This window comes from Komagataeibacter europaeus (assembly GCF_002173515.1).
Classification (GTDB): Bacteria; Pseudomonadota; Alphaproteobacteria; order Acetobacterales; family Acetobacteraceae; genus Komagataeibacter; species Komagataeibacter europaeus.
In genome coordinates this window covers 1718227-1732774 of the sequence record NZ_CP021467.1, presented here as the reverse complement: position 1 = coordinate 1732774, position 14548 = coordinate 1718227, and the positions used below count along the sequence as shown (strand labels likewise).

Below are 14548 nucleotides of genomic sequence, written 5' to 3'. Positions count from 1 at the left end.
CCAGAGCATATGCATGACTGATACAATCACCATCGCGCGTGGGGGCGTTCGTGCGCCCGTGCAGCCTTCCGGTCATCCCGGCCTGATCTTCTTCATTCTGGCGCTGGGCGGATTTGCCATCGGCACGGCCGAATTCGCGGCCATGAGCCTGGTGCCCATGATTTCGGCGGACATGCATGTCACCGTGCCCGAGGCCGGTCATGCGATCGAGGCCTATGCCGCCGGTGTGTGTGTCGGCGCCCCGTTGATCGCCATGCTGGGTGCGAAATACAGCCGCAAATACCTGCTGATCGGCATGATGGTCCTGTATGTAATTGGTAATGGCCTGACCGCGCTGGCCCCCAATTACCTGTGCCTGCTGCTGTGCCGGTTCATAAGTGGACTGCCGCATGGCGCGTATTTTGGCACGGCGGGTATTGTCGCGTCCTCGCTGGTGCCGGAAAACCGGCGCACGCAGGCGGTGGCGCGGGTCGTGCTGGGCCTGACCATCGCCACCATTGGTGGCGTGCCCATGGCCAACGGGCTGGGCATGCTGGTGGGGTGGCGATGGGCCTTCGTGCTGATCGCGGCGCTGGCGCTGCTGACCATGCTGCTGATCATGCGTTTCGTGCCCACCGACCCGGCGCGCCCCAATGCCAGCGCCATGACCGAAATCCGCGCCCTGCGCAACCGGCAGGTCTGGCTGACACTGGGCATTGGCGTCGTGGGGTTCGGGGGGATTTTCTGCGTCTATACCTACCTTGCTTCCATCCTGCAGGAAGTGACCCATGCGCCAGCCTACATGACGCCGGTGATGCTGGCGGTCTTTGGCGTGGGCATGACGGTGGGCACCATGGCCTGCGCATGGGCGGCGGATCGCAAGATGATGCCGACCATTGGCGGCACGCTGCTGGTCAATGCCGCCGCCCTGGCCGGTTTTCCCGGTTCGGTGCATTCCGTGTGGGGCATGATGCCGATCGTGTTTATGATCGGGTGCGGGGGCGGACTGGGTACCGTGATCCAGTCGCGACTGCTGAGTGTCGCGGTCGATGCGCAGGCACTGGCGGCGGCCATGAACCAGAGCGCATTCAACATGGCCAACGCGATTGGCCCCATGCTGGGCGGCATGGCGATCAGCGCGGGTCTGGGTTGGGAATCCGTGGGCTGGGTCGGGTGCAGCCTGGCCATGGGCGGGTTCGTGATATGGCTGCTGACGCTGAGTGATATTCGCGCCGCCGCCCGCAGGCAGGCTGGCGGCTGACCCGACCGGGGCAGGGCGGTTGATGCCCTGTCCCATCATGCCTATCTTTTTTGCATGACAACTGTACCGATGCGGGATCATCCGCTGCCACCCCTGCTGCGTGACCTGTTCCCCGTGCGGCAGGTTTCCGGGCCAGTGGGCGCGGTGATGTTGCAGGTGCAGCATGTGCTTGATAGCGAAATCGCGCCGACTGCCGCAGTCCATGACCGCGCGGGGGGCTATCCCCATCAGGCCGTAGCGGCGCTGAAGGCCACGGGCATCCTTGCGCTGGCCGTTCCATGCGCATGGGGGGGGTTGGGCATGGCGCAGGACCTGTCGCTGGAACTCATGCTGCGTATTGCCGTGGCCGATCCGGCGGTGGCCCAGATCTACAAGGTGCATGATGACCTGGTGCGCGAGATTTTCGCCTATGCCCCACCCGATCTGCGCCAGCGCCTCGCGCATCGCATCGTGCACGATCACGTCATCCTTGGCATGGCGGTAGCGGAAAACGGGCGCACGGCTGATGGTTTCCTGCAAACGCTGGCACGACCCTGTCCCGATGGCACGCATGTCCTGTCGGGACGCAAGATCTATGCCACCGGCGCATCCGGGGCGGACCTGATCGCGGTGTCGTCCTTTGATCCCGTGCGGGCGCAACGGCTGGGATCGGTTCGCGCGGGCGTACGCATGGACCTTGTGCCACGTAATGCGCCCGGCCTTGTCTTTCATCATGACTGGGACCGCATGGGCCAGCGCGCGACGGATTCCGGCACCGTAACGCTGGCAGACGTGAAGGTGGACGGGCAATGGAACGCGCTGGACCCGGATGCGGCGCTGCTCCAGCATGTCGCCCTGCGTTTTCAGGCCGGTTTCAGCGCCATCCTGACCGGAATCGGCATCGGGGCGGTGCGCGCGGTCTGTGCCTTCGTGCCCGTCCGCGCGCGACCGTGGGGTGCGGCGGGCGTGGACAGCGCGGATCAGGACCCCTATGTGCGTCGACTGCTGGGTGAAATCGGGGCGGACCTGTTTGCCGCCTATTGCAGCGTGATGCAGGCGGGTACGATGCTGGTGCAGTACGAAAATGGACAGGTATCGCGCAATGCGGTCGCCATGGCCGCCAGTGCCGCCCGTTCGGTTGCAACCCGCGCTGCCCTGCGCGCGGCGTCGGATGCCCCGGCAGCAGCGGGGGCGCGGGGTACGGATAACGTGAACGGGCTGGACCGCTACTGGCGCGATGCCCGTACGCTGTCGCTGCATGACCCGGTGGATTGGAAAAATGCCGAAATAGGGCGTCATCTGCTGACCGGGTGGGAACCGGAACCGGGTGCCTATCAGTAATCCCGGTCGCGCGTTCAAAAAGCTTCGAAGAAGGTCGCATTTTTGAAAAAAGGCGACACCTAAAAACTTTTATATTTATTTATCAACAAGTTAATTTAAAACAATTGCTCATGTCTACGTGATTGATCACGGGCAGGATATGAACCGGGGGACAAGCCAGATGCAGCGACCTGTCATTGCCATTATCTCGACCGGTGGCACCATTGCCCGGCGGTCCATGGATCCCCGTGATACGGTCGATTACGCGGAAATTGGCGCAAGCATAGGGGGCAGCGACCTGCTGGCCGCCCTGCCGGAAGCCGTGCGGGCGCGGTTCGCGGTGTGCGACATTCCCTTTTCAAGCTGCGACAGTGTTGAGATGACGCTGGCGCGCTGGTTTGATCTGGCCAGTGTTGTGAACCGGACCATCGCGGCCCGGCCGGATCTGGATGGTGTCGTCATCACGCATGGCACCTCCTCGCTGGAGGAAGCGGCCTGCTTCCTTGATCTCGTGCTGGATGCGCCCTGTCCCGTGGTGGTCGTGGGCGCGCAGCGTCCCGCCAGCGCCATCAGCGCCGATGGTCCTGCCAACCTGTATGCCGCACTGCTGGTGGCGTCATGCCCCGATGCGGCCGGGCGCGGCGTGCTGGTGGTGGCCAATAACGAAATCCATGCGGCGCAGGAAGTGACCAAGGCATCGACCTACCAGCTTGAAACTTTCCGATCCCCCGATTTCGGGCCGCTTGGCATGATCGAGGCCAATCGTGTGTTCTTCGGGCGTGCCGCGGGGTATCGCCGTCATGTCGGCTGGCCGGAGGGGTATGGCAGCGGGGGTGAAATCCCGCGGGTGGACATCAGCTACAGCCATGCGGGCGCGGATGGCGTGGGCATACGGGCTTTTATGGCCGCCGGAGCGCGCGGTATCATCACGGCAGGCATGTTGCCGGGCATGTGTACGCCTGCGGAAAACGTGGCGCTGGATGAAGCCGTGGCCCGCGGTGTCGTGGTGGTGCAGGCCAGCAGCGGATATTGCGGCGGCGTGGTCCGGCGACAGGAATTATGCCAGCGCGGTATCCTTGCCGCCGGTCACATGCGCCCCCGGCAGGCCCGCATCCTGCTGTCCCTTGCATTGATGACCGGGGCAGACGGGGATGCCATACAGGCATTGTACGACATGCCGTAAGTGATGGTTCCGGAAAGAAGGTTTTGGTGAAGCGTTTTTCAAAAAGCTTCAGGTAAGGCCGCCCTTTGAAAAATGGCGGTACCCAAAAACCTTTGTCATTCTGCATATGCCGGCGGCATTAGAACACGCTGTTGAACGCGACCTGCGGTGAAATGACCTGTCCGGTATTGTGACCCGCAAACATCGCGGTGACACCGGCAATGACGCCAAAGCGGGGGGACCAGTTATATTCGACTGCGGGGGCGATGACCCAGTCCCCCGATGCCTGCCCCAGAATGTTCTGGTATTTTCCCTGTGCATTGTAACCGCGCACCACGGACCCGTTGGCCCAGTCGCGGGCCATGTCCATGGCGATCACCCATTTCTGGTTGACGCCATATTCCAGCGAAAAGCCGCTTTCCCCGTACATGCCCGGATGCGCCAGCCCCCGGAACCCGGCCGAGGTGCCATAGCTGCTGACATCGGCAATATGCGCCTGCGTCAGCGCGCGACGGAACGTGCCCCACATGCGCAGCCGCAGTTCATGATGACCGGGCAGGGTATAGGTGGACTGTTCCGTCAGCGCCACGCGAAAGGTATAGGTGCCGGTGCCCACCCCGTCCTCATCCCGTCCCAGCTTGGTGTAGTCACCCGATGGAAACGCCACCCCCACGAACAGGCTGAGGGCCGGGATGTAACGCTTCGGGTCGGCATCAAGGTAGCGCCACATCACATCCACCGGCAGGTCGCCCATTTTCAGCCCGCTGGTCGTGCCGCCATGGTGCCCCCTGCGCCAGCCATAGCTTATGTCCGGTGTCATCTGCAGGCTGATCGAATTGGTGATGGAATACTTGTACAGCGTGAAGTTCGATACACTATGCGCCTTGTCCTTCAGCGACATGCCCCGTCCCGTGCTGTCCAGGTAGCCGACAGGCTGGCTATAGGCGAAATAGGGTTCCCACGCGAACACACCCTTTTTCGTCAGGGCGCCCGACGGTGATACCAGTGACCCGGTGTACCACTGGGCATAATCCTCATGCAGTCCCTGTGACCCGGCGGCCGTGCCATTCCCCGTGCCACCCGCATGGGCCGTGGGCAGGCCGGCGCAGGTCGATGCAATCGATACCGCAACAAATAACATTGATTCCGATATCGAAATATATGATGCTCGTTTGCGGGGGCGACCGGCATCATGTGGTGATGCGGTTGCATTGCGCAGGGATGCGCTGCCCCGCCGCCTGTCGGCGTGGGCACGTATGAAGGAAATCATGGTTGTGGCCATTTCCTGATCGGGGCGTCCCTTCACGCATGGCAGTGCGTGCCGGGCCTTGCTGGTATTGGGGGCAGGGTTGGGGTGTCTGCTACATGCGCTGCAGCGGCAGGTATGGGGATATCAGGACATCAATGCTGTGCTCCCTGGCCGGCAGGCCGGTTGATCTGGCGGGGGAATGGCAGTTCCCCCGCCAGTTTCCTTTCAGGTGGTCGGGATCCGTGGCTGTTCGCCCGTGCTGTCTGATGTCGTGCCGTTGCTGCTGAGGTATTTCCATCCCAGCACCAGCATGATGGCGACCACGGGCATGGTGGCCAGCGTGCAGGTGCCGTTGGGGTAGTCAAACAGCATCAGCACCAGAACGCTGGCCAGAAAGCCAAGCGTCAGCCATGAGGTGAAGGGCGCCCCAGGCATTTCAAAACCGGCTGACCGGATGCGCCCGCTGCGGACCGCCTGGCGCAGTTTCATCTGGCTCACCACGATGAAACCCCACGTGCTGATGATGCCGATCGCGGCCATGTTCAGCACGATTTCAAACACCTGTGACGGGACGACATAGTTCAGCCCGACCCCCACCAGATAGACCGCGACTGTCAGCCAGATGCCGTTTGCGGGCACCGAACTTGCATTCATGCGGGCAAGGGATTGCGGTGCGGCCCCGCCCAGCGCCATGGCGCGCAGCACGCGCCCGGTGGAATACAGGCCGGAATTCAGGCTGGACAGTGCCGCAGTCAGCACCACGATGTTCATGATCGTATCAACGCCGGGTACGCCCAGGGCCTGGAAAAAGGTTACGAACGGACTGGTTCCACCATGATAGGCCGTCCATGGCAGCAGGTTGACCAGCAACACGACCGACAGCACGTAGAACAGGCCGATACGCCAGATGACACTGTTGATGCTGCGGGGCAGCACGGTGCGTACATCTGCGCATTCCCCGGCCGCCGTCCCGATCAGTTCAATACCGGAATAGGCGAACACCACCCCCTGTATCAGCAGCAGGCTGGCGATCAGGCCGTGGGGGAAAATGCCGCCATTATCGGCAATCAGGTGCAGCCCCGTCGTGTGGCCGCCCACCGGCATGCGCACGCCCAGGATGACACTGCCAATGACCAGGAACAGGCACAGCGCCACGATCTTGATGAGGGAAAACCAGAATTCGATCTCCCCGAACCACCGGACCCCCACCATGTTCAGCGTGGTGACGATACATAGCGCCATAAGGGCGAACACCCATTGCGGCACGGCGGCGAACGTTCCCCAGAAATGCATGTACATCGCCACTGCCGTGATATCGACGATCCCGGTCGTGGCCCAGTTCATGAAGGACAGCCAGCCTGCGACAAAGGCGGCCTTCTCCCCCAGGAATTCCCGTGCATACGATACGAAGCTGCCGCAGGTGGGGCGGTACATCACCAGTTCACCCAGCGCGCGCATGATCAGGAACGAGAACACGCCACATATAAGATAGACCAGCGCCAGCGAGGGGCCGGCCACCTGCAGGCGCGACCCGGCCCCCATGAACAGGCCCGTCCCGATCGCGCCACCCACGGCAATCATCTGGATCTGGCGCGCGCCCAGCCCCTTGTGATAGCCATCGTCATCTTCGGGTATGATGGGGATGCTGTCTTCCAGCGCGGGGTCCGGTTTGCTCATGCTCTGGTCTCCGCCATGGTCGGCGCGGGGGAAAGGAAGAACGAAGGGACTGTTTCCGCCAGGATGGAAAGCGAAGGGCTTACCGTGAATTCAGCAGGCATCTGCACGGTCTCCGTGAGGGGAACTGTATAAAAAATATGCAGTCCCTGTTTCCGGGATCGGATGGCGGGCCACCGCCGCCGGAAACAGGGCATTTGCACGGTACGGGATATGGAACGGGGCAGAAACAGAACGAAATATCATGCAGCATCAATTGGTTGTTCTGTCATGAACATTGTCAGACGAAATAACCACTGACAAGTACGGATGCCTTAATAAAAGCGCTATGATTAAAAATTAAACATTTTTTCCAAAACTTTGGCAGTAAATGCACAATGGTTAATCAGTGAGAAAGCCTTTCGACATGCTTAAAAAGGAATCTGCACGACGGGTATTATGCGCCGGTGTGATCATGGGGGCGCTGGTGGTTGCCGGTCTGGCAACAGTGCCCGCCCGTGCTGATAACGAGCGTTTTGAAGGCAGCGAACTGACACGGGACGCCCCGCAGTATTTCGTGCTGCGCCCGCAGGACAGCCAGACCGCCGCCACGACAGGGGAACTGCGGCTGTCGGAAAGCGGGATCGATTTTACAAATGGCGAACTTCTGGAAGTATCGCTGGAACGGGGCGGGGACAGCCATCTTGTGTACAAGGTGGATTATGGACAGAACCCGACCCTGCCATCGGGGCGGATGCTCTGCCCGCCGCCGCTCAATCCGGTCTATCTGGATTTTGCCAGCCAGCCCGATGATGCGGACAGCTATCGCATGACCCTGTATTGCGGATCACGTCCCGTGCCGTTTCGGGCCATTACGCCCGATCGCGCGGCGGCGGTGTTCAGTTACCGCCGGGCGGCGGATGCGCAGTGGGCGCACAGTGCGGCCGAAGGGGGGTACCTGCATGGGGCTGTGGCGCAGTACTGCACCCTCCATCATGACAGTGCGGGGGTGAATGCCTGCACAACGCGCGAAGAAGCGGCATACGCCACCATCATGTCCCGCCGGATTGCCCCGCCTGTCCTGAAACAGTGCGCAGCCTATGTCACGGGACTGCATGACCATGCGGGATATGTCAGTTTTGTCGGCTTGCTGAACTGCACGCGCGTGCGTGACAGCCGTGCGCTATTCGATTACTGCAGCCAGCGCATGACCGGGCAGAAGCGTGAGGATGATACCCGTTTTCTGGATGGCAACCCTGTTCAGGCACAGGGCGCGGCGCTGTGCTTCAACGTGCTTGCCGCCCGTCAGGCGCGGCGGGAATAACGGGCGCTACGTTTGCGTGGGGACTTCAGGCGACATCGGGCACTTCTATGCCCGATACGAATTTGAACACATCTTCATGATGGAGCAGGAAGATACGGTGTTTCTTGCCCAGTTGCAGCGCCTCCTGCGTATAGGGCGCATTGGATACGATCGCGCCTACGCTGGCCTTGCTGTCGGTTTTTTCCTTTATGCCCTGCCAGATCACGTCATCATGCACCGGCTTGCGATCCATCCAGCAGTGCACCAGCATTTTCAGGTTGTTGCGGTTGCACTGGATGACGGACCCCAGGCCCGTGGCCACGGGGGGGTGGGTATCCCATCCCGCCTTTTCAATCCATTGTGAACAGAAGGCGGCGTATTCCGCCTGGTTCATGTCCTGGTGATAGGTGCAGGGCGTAATGGCAACGGCCGGCTTGCTGGACGTGCTGGCGGCCAGGGTGGTGATGTGTCCCTGCACGGTCTTGTTAATGCTGGGCCACAGCGTGTGATATCCTTGCCGCGTCAGGGTGGGCAGCAGCGTGCTGCGCACGAAGCGGTCCAGATATGTTGGCCATGAGGTATGGGAGTGCGCGGCCGCCGTCGTGTCATGCGCATTCTGGTACCACCGTCCCAGCATGGCGGAATGCCGCTGCGCCAGTTCCAGGCAGATCCTGATGGCCCTGCGCCGCCGCGCCATGAGCCAGCATGCCCGCAGGATCAGGACCATGATCCATCCCGTCCCGCAGACCAGCATCAGCGTCAGGATCAGCGATCCCAGTTTCTGGAAACCGCGCGTCATGAAAAAGATGTCGGTCGGTCGCGGCGTTTCCGCCTGCTGCACGATGACCGGAGGGGCAGGGGGTGGACTGTCGTCCGCTTCGGTATGCTGCGGGCCGGTGGGGGTGGGCGTATCGACGGCGGCGGGCGCGGGTGGCGCGACCGGGGCGCGGGGCGCAGGGCGTTCCTCGGCCGCGGGGGACGGGACGGACCCGATGGGGACGATGTCGCCCGTCATGAAATACAGCGGCGGCAGGCCCGGCACCGGCGGCACGCGCCGCATCAGCGGCAGGCCGTTGCGGTTGGCTATTTTTTCCCAGCGGATATCGGGCGTGACATTATGGCAGTCGCCCTGCCGGATCAGCGTCCTGCGCGATGCGGGTGACTGCTGCGCGGCGATGGTACGGTCGGACAGGGTACGCAGGATGGCATCATCCCCACACGCCAGTGTGGGATGGACGGCACTGAACAGGCCCGCGGCGCTCGCGCTTGCCGGCAGGCACAGAAGCAGGCAGGCACTGGCCCATATCCGCATGATGCTCGTTATCCTTCCGGTCTGGGAACGGGAATGTGCAGACCCGGGGTATCAGCAAATTGGAATGTGTTAATGTACAGATGCCGATATGCAGAATACATATCTTTTTGTAAACAGGCTTTATTTAGTCCTGTTTGTCGGTATCGATCCTGTCCCGGCATCGTGGGGCAAAAAAGTGGCATGTCCTTATCGGGGGGCTGCCCCCTTATCCGACTTATGGCGATGTTCACGAACTTCGCGGATGTTCAGAAGGACAGATTGGAAGGCAGGAGCGGATGACTGACCGTTTTGCAATTGTGCTGGCGCGCCATCCCGCGGTCATCGGGGCGGAAGGCCTGTGTTACGGCCAGCGGGACGTTGCCCTGGCGGATGGATGGGAGCGCATGGCCGATGGCCTGCGCACCGTCATGCAGGGGGTGGGATGCAGGATTCTGTTCTCTTCACCGGCCCGGCGCTGCCAGATGGTGGCGGAACGGGTGGCGGAGTTCATGAACCTGGAACTGAAGGTGGATTCACGTCTGCGTGAAATCAGCTTTGGTGAATGGGAAGGCCGTCCATGGACTCACATTTCACGTACCGCGCTTGATGCATGGGCGGCCGATGTCAGTGATTTCACCCCCCCGGGTGGCGAAAGCGGTCGCGACCTGCGCGCCCGTGTCCGGCAGTTCTGGAATGATATGCAGCAGTATGGCCAGTCCTGCGCCGTGCTGACCCATGGGGGGCCGCTGCGCCTCATGCAGGGGATGGTCCATGGCATGCCCGGTAGCCTGCTGGCCCCGTCGCCGCCCATGGGTTCGGTGCGGGTGATCGAACAGGGGCCACCCGGCATCAGGACAGGGCAGCCAGAATCGCACATTCCGTCACAACTGCCGTTGCACCAAGAACGTCTCCGGTTTGGCCGCCAACCTGCCGTCGTGCGAACCGGCACATGACAAGGGCCGCCATGATCGCGACGGCGCAGGCGGGGACCGCACGGGCAGGGGGCAGCAGTACGACCGCGCTTGCGGCGGCCAGAACCACGCAGGCTGCCAGCGCCTGACCCGGCAGGCGCGCCATGGAACTGGCCAGCCCGTCACCGCGCGCGGGCGGCAGGCGCCACAGCACCACCACCATGGATGCGCGCGCCAGCGCACCAGCCACCGGCATGGCCATGACGGCCACGGCCCCCGGCATGGCGGCCAGTGCCGTAACCCGCACCAGCAGCGCAATGACCAGCGCCATCACCCCATAGCTGCCCACCCGGCTGTCACGCATGATTTCCAGCTTGCGCGCCCTGTCCCGCCCCCCGCCACAACCATCGGCCATGTCCGCCAGCCCGTCTTCATGCAGTCCGCCACAGGCCAGCAGCAGCATGCCGACACTCCACCCCGCGGCTGGCAGGGGCGCGATGCCCATCCATAGCAGCCCCGCATAAAGCAGGCCGCCGCATGCCCCCACCCCCGCGCCGACCAGCGGCCAGCACCAGATGCTGCGCGTCATGGAATAGGGCAGGTCGTCCCGCGCCAGTCCCCCCACCGGCAGGCGGGTCAGCAGCCCGATCCCGCAGACAAGGTCGGCACGCAGGCGGCCCATGATGGTCATGCCTTTTCGCTGACCCGCGCCTGTGCGAACGTCGCCATGCCGCACAGGCAGGCGATGGCGGAACGGACAAGAGGAATGGCCAGCCCCGCGCCGGATCCTTCACCCAGCCTCAGTCCCAGTTCCAGCAGGGGGGACAGGCCGAGTGCTGCCGCCAGGTGGGCATGTCCCCCTTCGGCCGAACAGTGGGACAGGCGGGTATGCGCCAGCCCGTGGGGGTGCAGCAGCGCCAGCGGGCTTGCCGCCGCCGTGCAGATGAACCCGTCCAGCAGAACGGGAATGTTCCCGTACCGCGCGGCGATGACCGCCCCCATGATTGCCGCCAGTTCATGCCCGCCAAGGCAACGCGCAATGGCCAGCGGATCGGTCAGGTACATGCCGTGGTGGTGCAGTGCGCGGTCGATCACCGCTGCCTTGTGCCGCACCCCGGCGTCATCCAGACCAGTGCCGCGTCCCGCCCATTTTGCGCCCCCGCCGCCAAACAGGGCGGCACAGAGGGCAGCGGCGGGGGTCGTGTTGCCAATGCCCATTTCCCCCAGGCACAGCAGGTCCGTATCCGGCCGCACGGCCCGCATGCCGGCGGCCAGGGCGCGCAGGAATGTCGCCTCGTCCATGGCCGGGGCATGGGTCATGTCGGCGGTGGGGCGCAGGTCCTCGACCTCAACCACATGCAGGCATGCGCCGCTTACGCGGGCGATCTGGTTGATGGCGGCCCCTCCATTGCGGAAATTCGCGACCATCTGGCGCGTGACGTCAACGGGCCACGGTGTCACGCCCTGCGCTGTCACGCCGTGGTTGCCGGCAAAGACGATGATATCCACCCGTTCGGTGCGGGGGCGGTCGGTATGCTGCCACTGTCCGGCCCAGCGGGCCAGTTCCTCCAGCCGTCCCAGACTGCCCGGTGGCTTGGTCAGCTGGCTGTCATGCCCGGTTATGGCGGCATCCGCCCCCATGTCGGGCGGCGGCAGGTCACGACATAGCTGGCGCAGCGCGGCCATGTCGCATGGAAAGGAAAGACGGGATGGCATGGGCAGCGTTGTGTGGTCTTATGCGCCCGGATGCAAGATGGCGGAGGATAAAATGAAGATGGCGGCCCAATCCGATACGATGTCCGGTATGCAGGGCTGCATTTTCGTGCTGGGGGGCGCACGGTCGGGCAAGAGCCGTTTTGCCGAAAACCTGTTCCCCCAATGGCCCGCGCCATGGACCTACCTTGCCACCTGTCAGCCCCATGACGGGGAAATGACCGAGCGCGTGGCCCATCACCGCGCGCGGCGGGGGGCTGGCTGGCATACGGTCGAGGAACCGCTGGATCTGCCCGTGGCCCTTGACGCTGCCGGGACATCGCCCGTTCTGGTGGACTGCCTGACGCTGTGGCTGACCAACCTCATGCTGGGCGAACATGATATTGCCGCTGCCACGCGGGCGCTGCTGGCCGCCCTGGGGCGTCGCGCGGGTCCGACCGTGCTGGTGTCAAACGAGGTGGGTCAGGGCATCGTGCCCGATAATGCGCTGGCGCGTCGCTTCCGTGATGAGGCAGGCTGGCTGCACCAGTCTGTTGCGCGGGATGTCGCGCGCGTGGTTTTTGTAGTGGCTGGCCTGCCGATGGAGATGAAATGACCCTTACCCCCGAAGAAATCCGTCACCGTGAAAAAATGGCCAGGCGCAAGGCCGTGCAGGACCGTGAAGTCAGCAGCAAATCCATCGAGAAGGGATTGCTGGCGGTGCATACCGGCGCAGGCAAGGGCAAGTCCACCGCCGCCTTTGGCATGGCGTTGCGCACGCTGGCCCATGGCGGGCGCATCGTGGTGGTCCAGTTCATCAAGGGGGCGTGGAACACGGGGGAGCGCAAGGCGCTGGAACGCTTTGGCGATCAGGTGGAATGGCATGCGCTGGGCGAAGGCTTTACATGGAACACGCAGGACCGCACCCGCGATATCGCCAACTGCCGTGCGGCATGGGATCAGGCGCGCGCAGCCATGAGACGCGCGGACGTGGCGATGGTGATACTGGACGAACTCAATATCGCGTTGCGGTATGACTACCTGCCGGTTGATGAGGTACTGGCCGATATCGCCGCCCGGCCCGCCATGCAGCATGTCGTCGTGACGGGCCGCAACGCCCGCCCCGCCATGATTGAGGCCGCCGATCTGGTGACCGAAATGACGCAGGTCGCCCATCATTTCAAAAACGGGGTCAAGGCGCAGGCCGGGATCGAATTCTGATGGCCCCGCGCGCGCTCATGTTCCAGGGCACCGGGTCCAGCGTGGGCAAGTCGGTGCTGGTGGCGGGGTTGTGCCGCGCGCTGACGCGCCGTGGCTTGCGCGTGCGCCCGTTCAAGCCGCAGAACATGTCAAACAATGCCGCCGTCACAGCGGATGGGGGCGAAATCGGGCGCGCGCAGGCGCTGCAGGCGCGGGCCTGCGGGGTGGCGCTGTCGGTGGACATGAATCCCGTGCTGCTCAAGCCGCAGGGCATGACCGGATCGCAGCTTGTGGTGCGCGGGCGCATGCGCGGGCAGGTACGCGCACGCGATTTCCAGTCCTTCAAGCGCGGCCTGATGCCCGAGGTGCTGGACAGTTTCCATACCCTTGCCGGTCAGGCGGACATCGTGCTGGTCGAAGGGGCGGGGTCCGCGTCGGAGGTCAACCTGCGGGCCGATGATATCGCCAACATGGGCTTTGCGCAGGCGGCGGACGTTGATGTCGTGCTGGTGGGGGATATTGACCGGGGCGGCGTGATCGCCAGCCTTGTCGGCACGCAGGCGGTCGTGGCCGATGCGGACGCGCGGCGCATAAAGGGTTTTATCGTCAATCGCATGCGTGGCGATCCATCCCTGTTTGATGCCGGGATGACGGCGATTGCCGACATGACCGGCTGGCGGGCCGTGGGGCTTGTACCCTTTCTTGACCGCGTGCGTGACCTGCCGGCGGAAGATGCCGCCGACCTGCGCGCCAGTCGCGGCAGTGGGACGCAGGGCGTGCGCATTGCCGTGCCCTGTCTGCCTATGATCGCCAATTTTGATGACCTCGACCCGCTTGCGGCGGAAGACGGGGTCAGCCTGACCATGGTGCAACGGGGACAGGTGCTGCCGCCCTGTGACCTTGTGATCCTGCCCGGGGCGAAGGCGACCATCGGCGATCTCGCGGCGTTGCGGGATGAAGGGTGGGATATCGACCTCCATGCCCATGTGCGGCGTGGCGGGCATGTCATGGGCATATGCGGTGGCTACCAGATGCTGGGGCGCAGCATTGCCGACCCGATGGGGATCGAGGGCGCGCCATGCACCGTGGATGGCCTTGGGCTGCTGGATGTCGCCACGGTGCTGGAAGGCAGCAAGCGACTGGAGGATGTGGCCGGTCACCTGTTGCCCGAAGGGGCCGCCATGCGCGGATATGAAATGCATATCGGCCGCACCACCGGCCCCGATCATGACGCGCGTCCCCTGATTGACCTGGGCGGGCGGTATGATGGCGCGGTCAGTCCGTCGGGCCGGATATGGGGTACCTATGTGCATGGCCTGCTGGCCGATGGCGGGGCGCGGGCGGCATTGCTGGCGCGGCTGGGCGGCCGGTCGGACGGGCATGACCATGACGCGACGGTGGACGCGGCGCTGGATGCGCTTGCCGATCATCTGGAAATGCATCTCGATATCGACGGCCTGCTGGCCATGACGCGCCCGGTACGGGGCTGAAACGTCCGTCGCCATCCCGATCGCGCGGGGCGCGCATCATCATCGCGGGAAGCGGTCT

The 14548-nt window shown here is 63.7% G+C and carries 13 protein-coding genes; 8 read left to right on the top strand and 5 right to left on the bottom strand.

What is annotated here, in order from left to right; genetic code table 11:
* Positions 1–13: 13 nt before the first annotated feature.
* The 3 genes from S101446_RS08005 (at position 14) to S101446_RS07995 (ending at position 3722) form a co-directional block, all read left to right on the top strand.
* Entirely contained in the window at positions 14–1240 is a 1227-nt protein-coding gene (locus S101446_RS08005; RefSeq protein ID WP_026018390.1) for an MFS transporter, read from the top strand.
* A gap of 69 nt (positions 1241–1309) precedes the next feature.
* On the top strand, positions 1310–2560 hold the full coding sequence (locus tag S101446_RS08000) for an acyl-CoA dehydrogenase family protein (protein WP_087608059.1): 1251 nt from the start codon (positions 1310–1312) through the stop codon (positions 2558–2560).
* Between the two features lie 160 nt (positions 2561–2720).
* Entirely contained in the window at positions 2721–3722 is a 1002-nt protein-coding gene (locus tag S101446_RS07995) for an asparaginase (protein ID WP_010506867.1), read from the top strand.
* Positions 3723–3840: 118 nt separating this feature from the next.
* Here S101446_RS07995 and S101446_RS07990 read toward each other — a convergent pair whose 3' ends face one another.
* Positions 3841–4983 carry a hypothetical protein gene (locus S101446_RS07990; protein ID WP_087608058.1) on the bottom strand — a complete coding sequence of 381 codons (1143 nt, stop codon included), beginning with the start codon at positions 4981–4983 and terminating at the stop codon, positions 3841–3843.
* A 192-nt stretch (positions 4984–5175) separates the two neighbouring features.
* A complete protein-coding gene (locus S101446_RS07985; RefSeq protein WP_010506865.1) occupies positions 5176–6627 on the bottom strand; it encodes an amino acid permease in 1452 nt (483 codons plus the stop codon).
* 403 nt (positions 6628–7030) lie between these two features.
* Here S101446_RS07985 and S101446_RS07980 point away from each other — a divergent pair, with 403 nt between their 5' ends.
* The gene (locus tag S101446_RS07980; protein ID WP_087608057.1) at positions 7031–7927 is read left to right on the top strand and encodes a hypothetical protein; all 897 of its coding nucleotides are present in this window, start codon (positions 7031–7033) and stop codon (positions 7925–7927) included.
* Positions 7928–7952: 25 nt separating this feature from the next.
* Here the strand turns inward: S101446_RS07980 and S101446_RS07975 are convergent, their stop codons facing one another.
* Complete coding sequence (locus S101446_RS07975; RefSeq protein ID WP_087608056.1) at positions 7953–9218, bottom strand: restriction endonuclease; 1266 nt, start codon at positions 9216–9218, stop codon at positions 7953–7955.
* Positions 9219–9493: 275 nt separating this feature from the next.
* Here S101446_RS07975 and S101446_RS07970 point away from each other — a divergent pair, with 275 nt between their 5' ends.
* Positions 9494–10150: a histidine phosphatase family protein gene (locus S101446_RS07970; RefSeq protein WP_010506859.1), complete on the top strand. Its 657-nt coding sequence runs from the start codon at positions 9494–9496 to the stop codon at positions 10148–10150.
* Here the strand turns inward: S101446_RS07970 and cobS are convergent.
* Together cobS and cobT are read right to left on the bottom strand one after the other, a co-directional pair.
* A complete protein-coding gene (gene cobS / locus S101446_RS07965) occupies positions 10047–10799 on the bottom strand; it encodes an adenosylcobinamide-GDP ribazoletransferase (protein ID WP_087608055.1) in 753 nt (250 codons plus the stop codon). The genes S101446_RS07970 and cobS overlap by 104 nt on opposite strands.
* On the bottom strand, positions 10796–11824 hold the full coding sequence (gene cobT / locus S101446_RS07960) for a nicotinate-nucleotide--dimethylbenzimidazole phosphoribosyltransferase (RefSeq protein WP_087608054.1): 1029 nt from the start codon (positions 11822–11824) through the stop codon (positions 10796–10798). The genes cobS and cobT overlap by 4 nt, the downstream gene beginning before the upstream one ends.
* On the opposite strand from cobT, the gene cobU reads away from it, so the two are divergent.
* From cobU to S101446_RS07945, 3 genes are read left to right on the top strand one after another with little or no spacing between them, the layout of a single operon-like run.
* The gene (gene cobU / locus S101446_RS07955; protein WP_019084600.1) at positions 11823–12416 is read left to right on the top strand and encodes a bifunctional adenosylcobinamide kinase/adenosylcobinamide-phosphate guanylyltransferase; all 594 of its coding nucleotides are present in this window, start codon (positions 11823–11825) and stop codon (positions 12414–12416) included. The two genes, cobT and cobU, sit on opposite strands and share 2 nt — an antisense overlap.
* On the top strand, positions 12413–13021 hold the full coding sequence (cobO, locus tag S101446_RS07950) for a cob(I)yrinic acid a,c-diamide adenosyltransferase (RefSeq protein ID WP_048851374.1): 609 nt from the start codon (positions 12413–12415) through the stop codon (positions 13019–13021). Before cobU ends, cobO begins: the two co-directional genes overlap by 4 nt.
* Positions 13021–14490, top strand: coding sequence for a cobyric acid synthase (locus tag S101446_RS07945; protein ID WP_087608053.1), 1470 nt, complete (start codon positions 13021–13023; stop codon positions 14488–14490). The genes cobO and S101446_RS07945 overlap by 1 nt, the downstream gene beginning before the upstream one ends.
* Positions 14491–14548: the final 58 nt, after the last annotated feature.

Excerpts from the sequence above, each read along its gene's own strand:
- S101446_RS08005 (WP_026018390.1), top strand. The coding sequence starts at position 14 with ATGACTGATACAATCACCATCGCGCGTGGGGGCGTTCGTGCGCCCGTG.
- S101446_RS08000 (WP_087608059.1), top strand. The coding sequence starts at position 1,310 with ATGCGGGATCATCCGCTGCCACCCCTGCTGCGTGACCTGTTCCCCGTG.
- S101446_RS07995 (WP_010506867.1), top strand. The coding sequence starts at position 2,721 with ATGCAGCGACCTGTCATTGCCATTATCTCGACCGGTGGCACCATTGCC.
- S101446_RS07990 (WP_087608058.1), bottom strand. The coding sequence starts at position 4,983 with ATGGCCACAACCATGATTTCCTTCATACGTGCCCACGCCGACAGGCGG.
- S101446_RS07985 (WP_010506865.1), bottom strand. The coding sequence starts at position 6,627 with ATGAGCAAACCGGACCCCGCGCTGGAAGACAGCATCCCCATCATACCC.
- S101446_RS07980 (WP_087608057.1), top strand. The coding sequence starts at position 7,031 with ATGCTTAAAAAGGAATCTGCACGACGGGTATTATGCGCCGGTGTGATC.
- S101446_RS07975 (WP_087608056.1), bottom strand. The coding sequence starts at position 9,218 with ATGCGGATATGGGCCAGTGCCTGCCTGCTTCTGTGCCTGCCGGCAAGC.
- S101446_RS07970 (WP_010506859.1), top strand. The coding sequence starts at position 9,494 with ATGACTGACCGTTTTGCAATTGTGCTGGCGCGCCATCCCGCGGTCATC.
- cobS (WP_087608055.1), bottom strand. The coding sequence starts at position 10,799 with ATGACCATCATGGGCCGCCTGCGTGCCGACCTTGTCTGCGGGATCGGG.
- cobU (WP_019084600.1), top strand. The coding sequence starts at position 11,823 with ATGGGCAGCGTTGTGTGGTCTTATGCGCCCGGATGCAAGATGGCGGAG.
- cobT (WP_087608054.1), bottom strand. The coding sequence starts at position 11,824 with ATGCCATCCCGTCTTTCCTTTCCATGCGACATGGCCGCGCTGCGCCAG.
- cobO (WP_048851374.1), top strand. The coding sequence starts at position 12,413 with ATGACCCTTACCCCCGAAGAAATCCGTCACCGTGAAAAAATGGCCAGG.
- S101446_RS07945 (WP_087608053.1), top strand. The coding sequence starts at position 13,021 with ATGGCCCCGCGCGCGCTCATGTTCCAGGGCACCGGGTCCAGCGTGGGC.